Annotated in this window: 11 protein-coding genes; 10 read left to right on the top strand and 1 reads right to left on the bottom strand. The window is 33.4% G+C overall.

Annotated elements, in window-relative coordinates; genetic code table 11:
- Positions 1-7: 7 nt before the first annotated feature.
- The 6 genes from ACTSKG_RS08490 (at position 8) to ACTSKG_RS08465 (ending at position 9,197) form a co-directional block, all read left to right on the top strand.
- Positions 8-1,375, top strand: a complete 1,368-nt coding sequence (locus ACTSKG_RS08490) for an O-antigen polymerase (RefSeq protein ID WP_464757749.1) — start codon at positions 8-10, stop codon at positions 1,373-1,375.
- A 659-nt stretch (positions 1,376-2,034) separates the two neighbouring features.
- The gene (locus ACTSKG_RS08485; protein ID WP_464757748.1) at positions 2,035-3,402 is read left to right on the top strand and encodes a lipopolysaccharide biosynthesis protein; all 1,368 of its coding nucleotides are present in this window, start codon (positions 2,035-2,037) and stop codon (positions 3,400-3,402) included.
- Positions 3,403-3,419: 17 nt separating this feature from the next.
- The gene (locus ACTSKG_RS08480) at positions 3,420-4,964 is read left to right on the top strand and encodes an asparagine synthase-related protein (RefSeq protein WP_464757747.1); all 1,545 of its coding nucleotides are present in this window, start codon (positions 3,420-3,422) and stop codon (positions 4,962-4,964) included.
- Between the two features lie 435 nt (positions 4,965-5,399).
- Positions 5,400-6,368 (top strand): UDP-glucose 4-epimerase GalE, encoded by a 969-nt coding sequence (gene galE, locus ACTSKG_RS08475; RefSeq protein ID WP_464757746.1) that lies wholly within the window; start codon positions 5,400-5,402, stop codon positions 6,366-6,368.
- A gap of 395 nt (positions 6,369-6,763) precedes the next feature.
- Positions 6,764-7,891, top strand: a complete 1,128-nt coding sequence (locus ACTSKG_RS08470) for a DegT/DnrJ/EryC1/StrS family aminotransferase (protein ID WP_464757745.1) — start codon at positions 6,764-6,766, stop codon at positions 7,889-7,891.
- A 328-nt stretch (positions 7,892-8,219) separates the two neighbouring features.
- A complete protein-coding gene (locus ACTSKG_RS08465) occupies positions 8,220-9,197 on the top strand; it encodes a hypothetical protein (RefSeq protein ID WP_464757744.1) in 978 nt (325 codons plus the stop codon).
- A gap of 396 nt (positions 9,198-9,593) precedes the next feature.
- Here ACTSKG_RS08465 and ACTSKG_RS08460 read toward each other — a convergent pair whose 3' ends face one another.
- A complete protein-coding gene (locus tag ACTSKG_RS08460; protein WP_464757743.1) occupies positions 9,594-10,403 on the bottom strand; it encodes a helix-turn-helix domain-containing protein in 810 nt (269 codons plus the stop codon).
- Positions 10,404-11,007: 604 nt separating this feature from the next.
- On the opposite strand from ACTSKG_RS08460, the gene ACTSKG_RS08455 reads away from it, so the two are divergent.
- The 4 genes from ACTSKG_RS08455 to ACTSKG_RS08440 all read left to right on the top strand — a co-directional run bounded on the left by ACTSKG_RS08455 (position 11,008) and on the right by ACTSKG_RS08440 (position 17,697).
- The gene (locus ACTSKG_RS08455) at positions 11,008-12,693 is read left to right on the top strand and encodes a M3 family oligoendopeptidase (RefSeq protein ID WP_464757742.1); all 1,686 of its coding nucleotides are present in this window, start codon (positions 11,008-11,010) and stop codon (positions 12,691-12,693) included.
- A 583-nt stretch (positions 12,694-13,276) separates the two neighbouring features.
- Positions 13,277-14,797, top strand: a complete 1,521-nt coding sequence (locus ACTSKG_RS08450) for a YifB family Mg chelatase-like AAA ATPase (protein ID WP_464757741.1) — start codon at positions 13,277-13,279, stop codon at positions 14,795-14,797.
- Between the two features lie 13 nt (positions 14,798-14,810).
- Positions 14,811-15,467, top strand: coding sequence for a transposase (locus ACTSKG_RS08445; protein ID WP_464757740.1), 657 nt, complete (start codon positions 14,811-14,813; stop codon positions 15,465-15,467).
- Positions 15,468-16,107: 640 nt separating this feature from the next.
- Positions 16,108-17,697, top strand: a complete 1,590-nt coding sequence (locus ACTSKG_RS08440; protein ID WP_464757739.1) for a M2 family metallopeptidase — start codon at positions 16,108-16,110, stop codon at positions 17,695-17,697.
- Positions 17,698-17,711 lie beyond the last annotated feature (14 nt).

The raw sequence follows: 17,711 nt of genomic DNA, 5'->3' as shown, positions 1-17,711 counted from the left end.
GTATAATATGGCCTTATTTATTTATGTAATTTTATTAGTTTATGGACTTATAAGCTTAATCATTATAGGAAGACGTTTTCAAAAGTACTCATTATTATTCATATTTTTTACTGCATTCTATATATTAATAATAATTCCTTCGTATTTTGTCTATTACACATCTTATTATAATTATGATTTATTAAATTACTTTATATCTTTATTGATAATTTTATTAGTAATGTCGATAGGAAGTATTTTTATTAAACCAAGAATCATCAATTTTAATAAGTCGGGAAGTCATATCAATTCCTTAACTCTTATTAATACAAAAAGATTAAACATTATTTCTATAGTATTTATTATTTTAACTATATTCTGTGCAGTTTTTTATATTATATTAGCAATTACATCAAGTGGGTATGGAACTCTTCCAATACTGTATTCTTTTCAGAATTCTGGAGCAGAACTAGTAAGTTTTAGAAAAACTTTTTGGAGAAGTAGTTTAAATGGTATTCCTCTTGGCTCTCTAATTAGATTTCTTTCCAAATATGGAATGTTAGTTATCACATGTATATACATTATTAAGAAAAAGAAGTTTCTAGCTACAATGCTAGGGATCTTAACATTTATATGTTTCACATTAGAAGGAACAAAATCCAGTGCCATTGAGTTATTTATTCCAGTTATTATATTTATATTAATTTCAGGTAAATTAAATAAGAAAAAGGTAGCTTTAATAGTAATCTTTGGAGTTCTAATTCTTGGTTTGACACTTGGCTTTGCATACTCTGAAACTAATGATTTATATCTTGCTTTTAAAGAAAATCTTATAGAAAGAATTTTCTATGTTCCTACATATGTTGCAATGAAACATTATATCATTACTGAAAATAATTTTTTACATGGTGCAACAATGGAGATTATTGCGAATATTAAGGGGGGGTATCCCAATATTTTACCATTGTATGCTTTAGATTATGATAATTATATCTATAAGTTGATGTTTTTTGAAAGTAATGGTTATTATCCGCAATACGGCGGTGCGAATGCTCCTTTTTTTGTGAATGGGTGGAATGATTTTGGTTACATTGGCGTTTTGTTTATATCTATCCTACTCTTTCTTGGTATTCAAATAGTAGAAAAAATTTTCCTTGAGGATAAAAATAACACCCTTTATTATGGTATTTTAGTATTTTGGATATACAGTATAGTTACTTCATTTAATGTGGTGGCGTGGTTATTTGGCATTGAAAAAATTGCAGGATTAATATTAATAAAGTTATTATTATTTGGAATTAACAAGGAATTGAGATTCAAAAGGATTGAACTCACTTTACTTATTGTAGGTATACTGTATTATGTAGGATCTTCGATATCTTACATTCTTATCTAGGTGTAAGGTTATTTCAATTATACCGCTCCTAAGTCAAGCGGTTAAATAGGCAGCTATAAGTACAAAAATAAAGTGTGTAAAAGTTAGAAAACTCTAATAAATAAATATAAAGCGGTAAAAGAATGCGTGGTATTATTATTTAGAAAAAAGACTAAAGCAACTTTGCCAATGAAGAGGTCTCATGATTAGCCAAAGTTTGGGCCCCACCTTGACAACCGCGGGAAGAAACGAAATATGCTATGGAAATGATTCAAGATTGGTTACGAACATAGAAATACAGAGTGAATCCTTGTGATCTATTTCGATAATCGAAACCGATGAATGCCGAAACATTTCAAATATTACTGAAAAATAGTCATCCAAGGCTCCTATTACAGTACAACGGTAAATATTTGACGTTTACATACGCTTTTCTTGGTGATAAGTATGGGCCGCATGTTCTAGCCTCCATTCTTTATAACTTGGCCAACAAGTGTAACAAGTTAGATAAGAAGGAAGATGGAAATGTAATGAATTTGAAACTCCATTTGAAAGAAAATATTACAGAATTTACGCAACGGTTTGCAATTTGTAAGAGTGTCCTAAAGTGGGGAGTATACCCAAATAAAATAGATGGCGGATATTTCTGTGTACTATTACAAATGAAAGGAAGCCTATAATTGAGTTGGAATAAAATTAGGGGTGGAAGAAAACCTTTTTTGAAGAATATATTAACTTTATTGGCAGGTACTACAATTGCCCAAGCTATACCAATTGCTGTTTCACCAATATTGACTAGAATGTATACACCGGAAGATTTCGGTTTGTTAGCGTTATACTTATCTATAACTGCTATTATATCAGTCGCTGTAACTGCAAGGTATGAACTTGCTATCATGTTGCCTGAGGACGATAAGCAGGCTAAAAATTTATTGTTCTTATCTATAATAATTGCAGCTTGTATAAGCATAGTTTTATTTATTGTTATTTTAATATTCGGAAGAACAATAGCAGATTTATTAGGCAATAGTCAAATTTATCAGTGGCTTTATTTTATTCCCGTTTCATTATTTTTTACGGGAATTTATCAAGCTTTTAATTTTTGGTCAAACCGAAAACAGAAATATCAGAGATTAGCGACAAATAGAGTAGCGCAAACTATAACAACAAATGGAGTAAATGTTGGATTAGGAGTAGTAAAGGATGGAGCATTTGGATTAATAATAGGGAATATTATTTCACAGTTTTTATCTTCAATACAATTAAGTATAAAAAGTATCAGAGAAGATAAACTTTCTATTTCAGATATATCAATTAAAGAAATGAAATTTGTTGCTAAGAGATATGATCAATTTCCAAAAGTATCGGTCTGGTCTGCTATGTTAAATACTGCATCTGTACATATGCCGGTTTTTGTAATATCAGCATTTTTTTCCAGCACTATCGTAGGATGGTACTCTTTATCGCATCGTGTATTAAATATTCCAATTACAACTTTAGGAAATGCTGTATCGCAAGTATTCTTTCAAGCTTCATCAAGTTTACAACACAAGGATAAAGATATCTTAGGTAAGATGACTTACAAATCGTATAAAAGTCTACTTTGGATAGGCTTAATCCCACTTTCTGTTTTATTTGCTTTTGGTGATGTAATTTTTAGTTTTGTTTTTGGACAAGAATGGATAATTGCGGGAGAATATGCACGGCTATTAAGTGTTTGGCTACTACTTGTATTCATTTCATCACCTCTTTCACTTTTATTCACAGTTATGGAGAAAGAAGGTGTGGCTTTCTTATTCAACGTAGGTATATTTATTAGTAGATTTATCTCCCTACTAGTGGGGGCAATGATATTTAAAAATGCTTTTATTACAGTTTTACTTTTTGCAACTAGTGGAGTAGTTTTTTGGTTATGGCACTGTGTTTATATTTTGAAAATGGTGAAAATTCCTTACAAGATATCCCTTACATACACAACAATTAGCATAACTATTGTTTTAGGAATATCTCTGGTGATTCGATATTTAATGCTTAAAAATATCTGGTAATAGAGAGGATCTTCATAATGATCAAATTAAAAAATAATGTGGGATTTAAATGGATAAAAAATGGCGACTTATTTGTTAAAGGGTATAATGAAAAAATAAATAGCAATGATCATTTAGTGCAACTAATTTCTAAAGATGTTTCTAGTTTTACTAAAGAGATTAGAAATTTTGATGGAAACTTTTCAATAGCTTTTGAAAACGATGATTTGATTTTAGCTGCAGTAGATCGTGTTCGGAGTATCCCGCTTTTTTATGGAATGAGAAGTGGAAACTTTTTTTTAAGTGATGATGCACGTTGGCTTTCTGAACAAGTGTCGGATAATAAAATTGATGAAACTTCTAAAGCTGAATTCTACCTGACAGGTTATGTTACAGGAACAAATACTCTTCATTCAAATGTAAAACAATTACAGGCCGGAGAATATATTATCTTTTATAAGAAGAAGCAAGCTTTAATTAAAAAAAAGTATTTTGAGTTCAAACATGAAGATTATTTTGAAAAAAGTCAAGACGAATTAATAGAAATATTAGACCAAGTACATGTAAAAGTATTTCAAAGATTGATAAGTACTCTAAATGGTCGCACTGCAGTATTACCTTTAAGTGGTGGTTATGATTCACGGTTGATAGCCGTTATGTTAAAAAGACTAGGGTACAAGAATGTAATTTGTTTTTCATATGGAAATGAAAGTAATCAAGAAGCAATTATTTCAAAAAAAGTGGCTGAAAAGTTAGGTTATAAATGGGTATTTATAACCTATACAAGAGAAAAATGGATTGATTGGTACAACTCTAATGATAAAAAGAAATATTTTCAATACGCAGATGGACTCTCATCGCTACCTCACATTCAAGATGTCATAGCAGTAGAGGAACTAAAGAGGAAAGAACTCATTCCTATAGACTCAGTATTTATTCCCGGTCATGCAGGAGACTTTGTTGCAGGAAGTCATATTCCAGAACACTTTGTTACAACTCAGAAGATATCTAGTAAAATGATAGTAGAGCAAATATTAAAAGTTCATTATAGTCTCTGGGATGATAAAAAACTAATTAATCAATATAGAGAAGAATTTTTAAAAAGAATCTTTGATATTATTGAGTATAAAGATTTCTATTCCAATGATGAAGCTGCGAATGTTTATGAGCATTGGGGCTGGTCCGAAAGACAAGCTAAATTTATTGCACATTCTATTAGGGTTTATGATTTTAATGGCTATGAGTGGAGATTACCCCTATGGGAGAAGGAAATAGTTAATTTTTGGGAAAAAGTACCTCTTAAAAATCGTTTAAATAGAAGACTATATTTTGATTATGTAGTGCGGAAGCAATCTGAATTCAATGACTTAAATAAAAAGCATGTTAATACAGTTATTAAAAAATTATTAAAAAAAGTTCCTTTCTTATACAAATATATTATTCTTCACCATAGAAAAAAGTTTATTAATAATCATCCATTAGAATGGTATGCAATTATGGAAAATTCCAATTTAGACAATAATAAACTCAAAGAAATGGAGAATATTAACTCGTTTTTAACGTATGATTATTTAAAATCATAAAAGTAAAACAGAGAAGGAAGAAGAAAAATGATCTATGAAAAAGTAGTGACGCGTCCCTGTGTTAGAAACAATTCTACGCTATTCTGACAATTATCTACAATTTAATCTTAAGATCATGAAGATGGAATGCTGTTAGAACAATTTCAAGTAAGTGTTAATTATATAGGGAACGTATTAAAGCGGCTGAAATTTCATCTTCAGCGGCTTTCTTTTCTAAAAGTTGTGCATTCTTCTTTCGTATTCAGGAACGAACTTGCCAGATTAAAAGCAATTATCTCGGATTAATTTACAGAAATTTCTTATATATTTAAACGTAATGTACTAAAATAAGAGGACATAGTTAAATCAAACATTAGCTATAACATGTAAGTATCTTACTAATGAGAGCAATTGATACAGTTATTTATATGAATAAAAATATAAAAGGAGTATAACATGTCGATATTGGTATGCGGTGGAGCTGGTTATATTGGTAGTCACACAGTGAAAGAATTAATTGGTAAGTACGAAGTCGTTGTCTTGGATAATTTATCAACAGGATATCCTTTTTTATTAGACGAAGGAGTAACATTTGTAAATGGGGATTTAGGAGATGCATCTGTTCTTGACTTAGTATTTACTGAACACAAGATAGATGCAGTGTTTCATTTCGCTGCTAATAGCTTAGTTGGGGAATCTGTTGAAAAGCCATTAATGTATTATGATAATAATGTGAGTTCAACAGTGACTTTACTTAAGAAAATGATTGAACATGGAGTAGGGAAATTTATCTTTTCTTCTACAGCAGCTACCTATGGGATACCAGACACGGATTTAATTACAGAAGAAACAGCTACAAACCCTATTAATCCTTACGGTCGTTCAAAGCTGATGGTAGAACAAGTCCTAGCAGATGTAGCTCATGTACATGATTTTCAATATGTAGTTTTGAGATACTTCAATGCTGCTGGTGCTCATGAATCAGGTCAAATTGGGGAGAACCATAATCCCGAAACTCACTTGATACCAATAGTCTTACAGCATCTATTAGGTCAAAGAGATAAAATCTCCGTTTTTGGCACTGATTATGACACAGCAGATGGAACCTGTGTGAGAGATTACATTCACGTAACTGACCTGGCTAATGCTCATGTACTTGCATATGAAGGATTAGTAAGTGGAGAGGTATTTAATGAAGTTTATAATCTTGGAAACGGTTCAGGCTACTCCGTAAAAGAAATCATTGAAGTATGTGAAAAAGTGTCAGGCAGGTTGGCGGTTGTTGAATATGTCGAAAGACGCCCTGGGGACCCAGCAGTTTTGGTGGCTTCATCAGAGAAGATTAACAAATCTTTAGGTTGGAAACCGAAATTTCAGTTGGAAGAGATTATTGAGAGTGCTTGGAGATGGCATTCTAGGAAATAAGGGAATTTCAGAAGCACTTAGCTAAAATGGTGCATACTATCGTAAAAAATGCGTCCCTATTAATAAAAATAGAAACGATTGAAGATTTTAGAGAAAGCCCTGTAATTAGTTGTTGTAACTATGCTCACACAACTGTAGATTGCGCATTCGTTCAAACGAAGATTGCTTTGAAGGAAATTAAAAATAGAGATAAAATTGAATTGTTATAAGTGGTCTAAACGTGCCCCTAAGATTATACTTTGATGGCAGGGGTACCTACAAAAGGTTATGTCTTCGCATGTGGACAGGTTATAAAAGAAGAGTTGAAATGTCATGAATGCAAGAGAGTACACTCTTACTGAACTGTCCAGAAATTAAGAATGGTAAAGACTAAATAGGATAGAGGATGGTTTATTATGGAATTCAGAGATTTAAAGACTCAATACCAAAAATATAAATACGAAATTGACTCAGCTATACAAAAAGTTGTTAATGATGCCAATTTCATTGGTGGTAACGAAGTAAAAGAGCTAGAAGAACAATTAGCAGATTATGTTGGGGTAAAACACTGTATTTCCTGCGCTAATGGAACAGAAGCAATGACTTTAGTAATGATGTCTTGGGGAATAAAAGAAGGAGATGCAGTATTTATACCAGATTTCACATTCTTTTCAACTGGTGAAATTGTATCCTTTTTAGGTGCAACTCCTGTTTTTGTTGATGTAGATAGAGAAACATTTAATATAGATCCTATTAAATTAGAAGAAGCAATTATTAAGACGATTGAAAAAGGAAAGTTAACTCCAAAGGTTATTATTCCTGTTGATTTATTTGGACTACCAGCAAATTATCCTGAGATAGAGAGAATTGCTAAGAAGTATAATTTATTAGTATTAGAGGATGGTGCCCAAGGATTTGGTGGTAATATCAATGGAAAAAGAGCATGTAGTTTTGGAGACGCTGCTACTACTTCGTTCTTTCCAGCTAAACCACTAGGTTGTTATGGAGATGGCGGGGCCATTTTTACTAATGATGATAAATTAGCGGAATTACTCAAGTCGTTAAAAGTTCATGGAAAAGGCGAGAATAAGTACGATAATGTTAGAATTGGTGTTAACTCAAGATTAGACACTATTCAAGCTGCGGTATTAAAAGTAAAACTAAAAGCATTTATCGATCATGAACTGGAAGATGTTAATCGAGTATATAATTTATACAATGAAAGATTAAATGGAATTTTTGGAACTCCAATCATACCAGAGGGATTTTATTCAAGTTTTGCCCAGTACACTATTAAGCTAAAGAGTAGTGAACAGCGGGATGGTCTACAAGCAAAATTAAAAGAAGAAGGTATTCCTAGTATGGTTTATTATGTAAAGCCAATGCACAAACAAGATGCTTTTGCTTATTTGGATTTTAATGATCAAGACTTTGAAACTACCAATAAACTTTGTGATACAGTGCTTTCTTTACCGATGCATCCTTATTTGAGTGAAGAGGATGTGGACAAAGTTTGTAATGTGATTGAAGAATTTATAATTTAAAAACACCATAAGTAACTAGCCGCCGGAAGTGACGGGGTCACTTCCAGCGGTTTTCTCATTCTCTTGGTAAAAGTGAAGCGTCCCTGTGTTAGAAACAATTCTACACTATTCTGGCAATTAACTACAATTCACTATTAAATAGTAATTAGTAATCAAAATCATATGTAAGAAAAGGAAAAGCAGTCGAATTTGAAATCTCGGGCTGCATTTTTTTGTTCGACAGTAATAGTCAGTGAGCATTTTTTGATTTAACCACAGTGAAAAATAACAAATCTCACATACTATTTCTTATCCAGGAATATGAATAAGAAAGAAGTGGGGTGAGGGCTTGTCTATCTACGAAAATATTTTTCATTACTATAGAGGACAAACGAAAAACAGTTCAGAGGAAACGAATATTTTACAGGTTGAAAATAATGTTACAAAAGCCTTTTTAAATGTTTTACAGCATTCATCTCCTGAATTGACCTTAGCCTTTATAAAATTATTGGATTTAAATGCCGTTTCTATGGAAAATTATGAATATCGATATCAAGTTAGCTCTCCGCTTTCCAAACTAACACCTATTGCTGCAATAGTTGGTATTGCCGAAAGTAAAAAAATTATAGCTGGAATGCCAAGACAATATGGAATCCCTGATGGAGCTATCATTTCCAATGATATTTCACTATTAATTGAAAATAAAATTGGTTATAACACTTACTTAGAACTGGACCAATTGGAGAGGCATAAAAGTAATTTTGCAAATGGTCAGTTGATCATTGATAAACCATTTATCTTAACATGGAAAGAAATTCGAAGCTTTTTTATTGAGCAATATGAGCATTTCGAAGCTAAACAAGAATTGATTACTTGTTTTTTGATGAGGCAGTTTGAGCAATTCTGCATTATTAACTGTATTGGTGATAAGCAGAAGTCTAAAGAATATTTCTTTTTAAGATTCGAGAAATCAATAGCGAGAGAACTAGCAAGAACAATTGATTCGTATATTTGGAATAACAAAGAATTCGCTGTTGCTGATGCTGGAACGAGTAATGGAATAGGCTATAAAAGAGTTGGGAAAAGCAAGTTTGCTACTTTAACAACTGCAAGACAACGATGTTTAATCTTACATATTGGAGAGAAGGACTTAAGTTTAGGATTAGAAACACAAAACAAAATCGATAGTGAACTCGGTATTAAGTATCCTAGAAAGGATTATGAATATATCAAATACTCTCATGAAGCATATATAAGACTTGAATGGGTAGAGAGTTTTAGTCAAATAGAACCGTATATCAAGTTAGCGTATGATTCAAGAAAGTGAAGTTGTCCCTGTATCGATTAAGACTTGGATGAGAACCAGTAGTGATGCAGCGTCCCTGTGTTAGAAACAATTCTACACTATTCTGACAATAGACTACAATTTACTTTTAAACAAGCCAGCAACAAATAACGTCCACTTCAGGTGAGCGTTATTTTTCGCTTTTATTTGTTAAATTTCTTATGTTTCATTGTCTCTAATTACCTACTTATTTCGGTTTGAAGAAGGTAGCGTCCCTGTGTCAGAAATTGTTCCGCACTATTCTGATAATTGACCGCAATTCACTATTGAAAATATTCATATTCTAGCAGTGGAGAAGGCAGGTTAAATTGCTGCCTTCTTTCTTTATTAGTGAAACCTTTTTCCACTTAAAAATATGTGGATAAGGTAGGACAAACCTTAAGATGGCTCGTAATTCTCCGGATAATAAAAGTCTTCTAGTGGGACGTCAAAATACATAAACATATCCTTAAAATACGTCTCATCAATTAATTTGCGAAGCACGCCTTTGTAATAACCAGGCAAGTTACGAATGTTTTTTCGCTTTGTTGCCATCACTGCAATTTTCAGCGCATGATAGGCCAGGTTATCAAAAACTTCACCATCATCTTTATAAATATCAAAACGCAACATATCACTTGATAAAGACAGGTGGATGCCGAAAAAATTGCGTGCTGTTTTTGTTTCACCAATTGTATTTGAAAGCAATTCTTTCATTCTACTAAATAGACTTGTGGATAACTTATTCGATTCCATAGGAGACGTGGTTTTAAGATCTTTAAAAGAAGATTTTATAAATAACGATTCCTTCTCAGAAATTGGCTCATTTTCCTCGTCGTCATGCGGGTTGTCCGCATCCTCCCGATTGTTCATTTTCCCCTGGTCATCGAAAGGTAAAATAATATAAATGTTAGCACCTAGTCCGCTCATGACAGGACGTACATAGTGAAGACGTTGAATAATGCAAAGCTGTTCCAGCTTCCGAATCGCCCGACGAACAGTCGCATTCGACTTACTGATAGCTGTTTCAATCGTTGCGTGTTTTAAATGGGCAGCTCCATATTTCACTGAATACCTTCGGATTACATCAAGCACAAGTTGGTCTGATTTGTTTAGCTCGTATCGATGGAACGAGCAATGTTTTGCAGCAGCATCGTCCATTTCTTCTAGTGAATTGAACCGAGCGTATTTTTGTAAGTAGTGAGTCATTAGAATTCCCCCTTTTCCTTTTATATAGAAGGGAGGGGGAGAAAAGTGGACATGAGGTGGAAAAAAACATGTCCCTGTGTCAGAAATAATTTTACACTATTCTGGCAATTTAATACAATTCAAAACAAGGAGTCCCTGATACGTTTTACAGTTGTATTTCTTGTTTTATTTGGAACATACAAATCCATTGAGATTGCTGTAGACCATGTAAGTAGTTAGTATAGTGGTTTGACAAAAAGATCCGTACCGCAAAATTTTTATTAAAAGTCAAGAGATAAAATAATACACTTAATATCTCAGTATCTTTTATACAATATGCAACATTATAATAAGCTATTTTTAAGCTGAACTAATTTTTAAATTAGTTCAGTTTTTATTTGTGATTAAAGATTTTATCGGGAATATTAATAAAAAAGTATATTATATGTAATTTTGTATCCATTCAAAGAAAATAAAAAGAGCTGCTTTTATGAAAGCAGCCCTTTTGTATATGCTAATAGTATTTATTATCTTATATCGCTATTATAGCACACACTATTTTGAATTATAAGACTACTAATTTTAGTATTTATAATATACCATAATATGGAATGGAGGTAGGAAAATGAATTTTGATCAGCTTTTATATGAAAGGCCTAACATCGTAGAATTTGAAGAAGTGGTATTTGAACTATTAGGAAAATTTGACTCTGCAAATTCATTTGAAGAGCAATTTAAGCTAATAGATAAGATTAATTCGCTTAGAAATCATGTTTTAACAATGTTGACTATTGCGGAGATAAGAGCCCAATTAGATACCTCAGATAAGATGTATCAAGAAGAACAAAAATTTATCAATAAACATTGGCCAGTATATGAAAAAGTTGTAGCGAGTTATTATGAACGCTTAATAAGGTCCACATTTAAAGAAAAAATTATACAAAAGTATGGAAAACAGTTACTGAATCTTGCTGAAATTAATAAAAATACTATTGGTTCATCAGTTATTGATAAATTAAAAAGAGAGAATAACCTTATAAGTGAATATACAAGATTGATGGCAAATGCCAAGATTGAATTTAAAGGAGAAGAGAGAAACCTATCTCAATTAGATAAATTTGTTTCATCTCCAGATAGAATGCTTAGAAAGCAGGCTATTGAAAAAAAGTATGAACTATTGGAGCAATACGAAAATAGAATTGATGAAATTTTTGATTCTTTAATTCAAGTAAGAACTCAAATAGCAACAGAACTCGGCTACAATTCTTTTGTAGAACTTGGATATGCTAGACTTTCTAGGGTTGACTATGGTCAAGAAGATGTGGCGGACTTTAGAATAATGATTTTGAAATATATGGTTCCAATATCCGAGAAATTAAGGGAAAAGCAACGGATTCGGGTTGGGATTGAGAACTTAACCTACTATGATGAAGAAGCGAGGTTTAAAACCGGTGAGGCTATCCTTAAAGGAGATTTTAATTGGATGATAGAAAAATTTAAAACTATTTTCCAACAATTATCTGATCAACCTTGTGAGATTTTCAAGATAATGCATGAGAATAAATATATGGATTTAACCATTAAAGAAAATAAAGTAAGAGGTGCTTATACTACTTATTTATGTAATGAAAAGATTCCATATATCTTTGCAAACTTTAATGGATCAAGAAAGGATGTAAAGTTACTCGCACATGAATTTGGTCATTCATTTCAAATGGCTATTTTTAACCAAAATAACAACATACCGGAATATATACTTCCCACTAAGGAAGCTTGTGAAATTAGCTCAATTGCAATGGAATTTCTTATTTGGCCCTACATGGAAGAAATATTTGGAAATGAAGCAATGAATTATAGATACTCACACTTAGAAGATGCTATATTTGCAATGCCTTATAGGGCTAGTATTGATGAGTTTCAACATTTTATCTATACAAATCCTAACTTATCAATAGCGGAACGAAAGAAAAAGTGGATCGAAATTGAACAAAAATATATGCCATATAAAACTAATTATAATCACTCTTACTTGAAAAGAGGAAACTTTTGGCACCAACAAATTCATTTATTTAAATTTCCATTTTACTATATCGATTATGCAATGGCTCAAATTTGTGCATTGCAGATTTGGTCAATCGGACAAATAGATAAGCATACTGCTTGGAATGTATATATGGATATATGCAAACAGGGGGGAAGTTTATCTTTCCTAGAACTACTTAATCATTCAGGAATCGCTTCACCATTTAAAGAAGAAGCATTTGAAAATATGATAAATTCCATTGATACATGGTTTAGTAAGAATGATTAATTACGACGTAATGCCATTAAAAAGGCTCTATATAAATTTGATAAAAATAACTTCTTGGTTAAACTAACAGGTGCGTATTTTAAAACGCGTCCCTGCAAAACGCGTCCCTGTGTCAAAACGCGTCCCTGTGTTAGAAACAATTCTAAAATATTCTGACAATAGGCTACAATTTACTATAGTATTGTTTAGAGGGCACTATTCGTAACAGTAATTTACCAGTTTAAATAGATAGTAATAAGTCAATTTTATAAATGTGAGATCCCTTCGCAGAATCTCATGAAATTACGACCCCACTGTTGAAAAAGTGGGGATTTTTCCAAAAACGTGTGCCTGTGCCAGCCACGATTTGGGGAAAATTGCGACTGATACAGCCACACTGGAGTTTCCGTCCTCACAAATATCTGCCTATAAAGGTATGAAAATAGGGACACAGGAGTACCCATTTCTACAAATGTCTCCTTAAACGTATGAAGTTATTTTCGTCTAAGGAGATTTAATATTTTGAAAATTATAGTTTGGTAGTTTATAATAAGATTGTATAAAGAATATAAATAGAAAGTAGGGAGTAAAAATATTCAATCATGTGTACAGTGTTGGTATGCAAGGCTTGAATGGACAAATTATTCGCGTTGAAGCGACAGTTCGTGATGATAAAGAACAGTGTATAATCATTGGTCTGCCAGATGCTTCGATAAAAGAATCAAAAGATCGAATTTTGAATTGTTTACATTCGCTTGGAGAAGATACCGACATGAAGAAAATTACGATTTTGTTATCACCTGCAGATGTGAAAAAGCAAGGCACGTCGTATGATGCAGCTATGTTGTTAGCTGTATTGCAAGCGATGTCCAAGTACCCCATACAAATCCCAGAGAAAACCTGTTTTATTGCAGCACTCACATTAGATGGCCATTTGACTACATTCCACAGTATGATTCCCACCATACACCAAGCTATTTTGCTTGGGTTTAAACAAATTTATATCCCGCCTATCGATATATCCCTATTTTTAGAAACGACAGAAGTTGAATTAATACGTGTTCCACATATGAAGGATTTGCTCAACCATTTACGTGGTAAACTATCTCTATTTGAAGAAGAGGTGGAATTGATAATCCCGGAACTAATTACAGAAGAACATAATGAGATGCCACATGTCTGCTTTTCTGCCATTCGTGGCCATGAGCAGCCTAAGCGAGCCCTTACCTTAGCTGCTGCCGGTGGTCATCATGTATTGATGACTGGACCTCCCGGATGTGGTAAAAGCTTGCTTGCCAATGCATTTCATACCATTCTACCCGAGTTGACGAATGAGGAAAAATTGGAAGTTTTCAGCATTTACCAAATGGCAAAAATAGGTAGGCATTTATCATCGCGACCTCCCTTCAGAAACCCACATCATTCCACATCTGAAGGTGCTATTGTTGGAGGAGGACGTTACCCGAAACCGGGTGAGATGTCACTTGCGCATAGAGGTGTACTATTTTTGGACGAGCTTGGTCATTTTCCAAGACGTGTAATTGATACGCTACGGCAACCGCTAGAATCTGGAGTCGCAGTTGTAAACCGTGTAGAGGAATCAAATCGTTTTCCGGCGACGATTAATTTAATTGCGGCTACGAACCCATGTCCATGTGGTTATTATGGATCCAATGAAAAATATTGTACTTGTAGCGATAAGATGCGGTTAAAATATATGCTGAAAATTACTGGTCCCATCATTGATCGAATTGATTTTGTTCTAGAGTTACAAAGCCAAGGAATAATGAAACAAACTTCTGGTTATTCCTCTGAAAAAATCCGGCAAAAGGTAGCAAACGCTAGGGAAACACAACGGGTCCGTTATGGTGCTAATTATACAAACGCAATTGTGCCAATCAAATTATTTGAAGAAAAAGTAGCATTTTCTGAATTTCAATTGAATCGAGTTGCTAACTTTTGTTTTGAGGAAAAGTTAAGTAGCCGATCCATGATGAAAATCTTCCGTCTAGCAAGGACAATTTCTGATATAGAGGGTGACTTATCAGTAACAGATGCCGCAATTGACGAAGCCTTGAACTGGAAATTGAAAAGCACCCTCGTGCAGTCAACGTTAATGCGATAAGTAAGAGGTTGTGATGACAAGAAAAAGAAATCTTAATCCAAATTCGTATTATCATGTTATTATGCGAGGAAACAACCGACGACCAATATTTGGTGCGAAAAAGGATATGGACGAATTACTACGCGCTTTCTATCATGTCCACAATAAATATCCATTTACTGTTCTCGCGTATTGTTTCATGACAAACCATTACCATATTCTAATTAAAACAAAAGGCGAGCCACTCAGTAAAATTATGAGCGTTATTAATAGGCGTTATAGTGATTCATTTGGCAAACGTTATGGTCATATAGGTAGAATTTATCAAAAAAGATACTTCGCGAAAGAAGTAAGATCACGAATAGGACTACTTGCCGTAAGTAGTTACATACATCGTAACCCCATTGATACGAAACAGCCGATGGTAGAGCAACTAGAGTGGTATCCATACAGCTCTTTCCCGTTCTACTTCGACGAAACAAAAACGCCACCACCGTTTGTCAATCGAGAATTCTTGAAGAAATTATTGCCGCCCACACTGGAAATGACAAATGCAGCCTACTGCCAGTATTGCTTGGAATATACAAGAAGTAGAAGAAGATTGAATATAGTCCCTGTGAATATAGTCCCTGTGTCAGAAACAATTCTGACAATGGACTACAATTTACTATTAATAAGAAACATTAAATAACGCCCATCTGTCAGGTGGGCGTTATCTAGTATTTGTCTTTGATACGGAAATAATCCCTATGCTATTTATTTAATTATAAGTCTTTACCTTTGTTCCCAACATGGGGTTATACAGAATTTACAGGTGGATATACAACAGGGGTTTTTCATCGACTAATGTATTTGACTAAAATAAAGAAAGGAAATTTGTCGGATATCAAGAACTTTTATAATGCTTTCCGGTTGGAAATGATTCCGCATAATTCGAAAACCCCTACAATATTCTAGTAAATAAGAAGGCATCGCTCAATTGACGAATAGATATGTGTAATGAATATTCCATGGGGTGGAAACAATTCTGTGGGATTCTGACAACTCACTGCAATTTTGTAGCTGATACGGGTTTACTTTATGGATACTAGTTCTACTTTGAATCAGCAATTCCTAATTACAATCGATGAAGCATATAATTAGCAAACTAAAATAATTAAAGGAATAATGATTTGTTGTAATATGATTGAATATTCGCAAAATTTACATTTACAAAACCAACCGATTGGTTTACGTTAGATATATCTTCCAAATCCAATTTCTAAAACAACTAGCTTTCACTTTCACCAGATTTGGATGGAAACTGAAAATTGATGGAGGGAAAGATCATTATGGCAAAGAACGTACAAACCTTTTTACAAGAGTTTAATGATCAAATGCAATTATTGATGCGTGATGTAACAGAAGCTTATTGGATGGCGCAAACTACCGGTAACCCCGAATGGGCAGATAAGCTAAGTGAAGCGGAAACTAAATTGAACTTATTATTTTCTCGAAAAGATATCTATGAAGAAACAAAGCATTATTTAGAAAATGAAAATGTAACTGAGATTGAGAAACGCCAACTACTTCTTTTCCTAAATGGGATGAAAGAAAGACTATTGCCGGAGGAAGTACTTGCGGACTTGTCAAAGCGTTCTTCTGACTTAAATCTGTTGTTTAATACCTTTACACCGGAAGTAGATGGAAAAAAGTTTTCTGCTAACGAGATTAGAGAGGTCTTAATTAACAGTACTGATCAGGAACTTCGTAAAAGGGTCTGGTTTGCAAGTAAAGAGGTGGGAAAGGTTGTCGAAAAGGATCTTCTTGAACTTATAAGAAAGCGAAATGAGGCTGCTAGATTACTAGGATACGATAATCATTACCAAATGAGCTTTGCACTCCAAGAATTGGATCAACAAGAAGTCTTCTCTATGTTTAAGGATTTAATTAATCAATCCGATAATGCATATCGTTCTATGAAAAAAGAGTTAGATGAACGATTAGCAGTTAAATTTGGAATCTCGCCTTCTGATATTCGCCCTTGGCATTATGTAGATCCATTCTTTCAAGAAGCACCGACTTCAGATACAACTAACTTGGATCCCTTCTATAGTGGGAAAGATATCTTACAGATTACAACAGATACATTCCAAGCAATGGGAATGGAAGTTTCAGACTTGTATGAAAAAAGTGATTTGTTTCCTCGCGAAAAGAAAAACCCAACAGCTTTCTGTTTAGATATGGACCGCGAAGGAGATGCCAGGGTACTATGTAGTCTTGAGGAAGATTCCTATTGGATGGAAACAAATTTACATGAATTTGGGCATGCTGCATATTTTAAATACGTTGATTCCGAGCTTCCATTTATCTTACGAACCAACAGTCATATCTTAACAACAGAAGCGATTGCCATGTTATTTGGTAAAATGGGGAAGGATCCAAGATGGTTACGCAAATTTCTAAAAATGGACGAAAAAATGCTTCAAGGGATTACACCTGAACTAGCAAAATTGCAACAGTTATCCATGTTAGTGGTTGTAAGATGGATTATTACATTTGTCTTCTTTGAAAAGGAATTATATGAGAATCCTGATCAAGATTTAAATTCTTTATGGTGGAACATTGTTAGTGAGGTTCAATTAGTAACCCCACCTGATCGGGTTGACCAACCTGACTGGGCTGCAAAGATTCACTTTACATTAGCACCTGTTTATTACCAAAATTACTTACTTGGCGAGCTAATGGCTGCCCAATTAATTCGTTATATAGAAAATTCCATATCACCTGAAATTTTTACAAAAGCAACTGGAGAAATGCTTATAAATCAATTTTTTAAACCAGGTGCCCTTTATAATTGGAATGAAAAGATTCGCAGAATAACCGGGGAAACGTTAAATCCTACTTATTTTTGCGAACTTTATTGCCAGACTGACCAGTGATTGCGTCCCTGTGT

The organism is Psychrobacillus syltrankelensis, from assembly GCF_055454035.1.
This window is presented reverse-complemented; position numbering and strand designations above follow the sequence as displayed.

Excerpts from the sequence above, each read along its gene's own strand:
- ACTSKG_RS08490 (WP_464757749.1), top strand. The coding sequence starts at position 8 with ATGGCCTTATTTATTTATGTAATTTTATTAGTTTATGGACTTATAAGC.
- ACTSKG_RS08480 (WP_464757747.1), top strand. The coding sequence starts at position 3,420 with ATGATCAAATTAAAAAATAATGTGGGATTTAAATGGATAAAAAATGGC.
- galE (WP_464757746.1), top strand. The coding sequence starts at position 5,400 with ATGTCGATATTGGTATGCGGTGGAGCTGGTTATATTGGTAGTCACACA.
- ACTSKG_RS08470 (WP_464757745.1), top strand. The coding sequence starts at position 6,764 with ATGGAATTCAGAGATTTAAAGACTCAATACCAAAAATATAAATACGAA.
- ACTSKG_RS08460 (WP_464757743.1), bottom strand. The coding sequence starts at position 10,403 with ATGACTCACTACTTACAAAAATACGCTCGGTTCAATTCACTAGAAGAA.
- ACTSKG_RS08455 (WP_464757742.1), top strand. The coding sequence starts at position 11,008 with ATGAATTTTGATCAGCTTTTATATGAAAGGCCTAACATCGTAGAATTT.
- ACTSKG_RS08445 (WP_464757740.1), top strand. The coding sequence starts at position 14,811 with ATGACAAGAAAAAGAAATCTTAATCCAAATTCGTATTATCATGTTATT.
- ACTSKG_RS08440 (WP_464757739.1), top strand. The coding sequence starts at position 16,108 with ATGGCAAAGAACGTACAAACCTTTTTACAAGAGTTTAATGATCAAATG.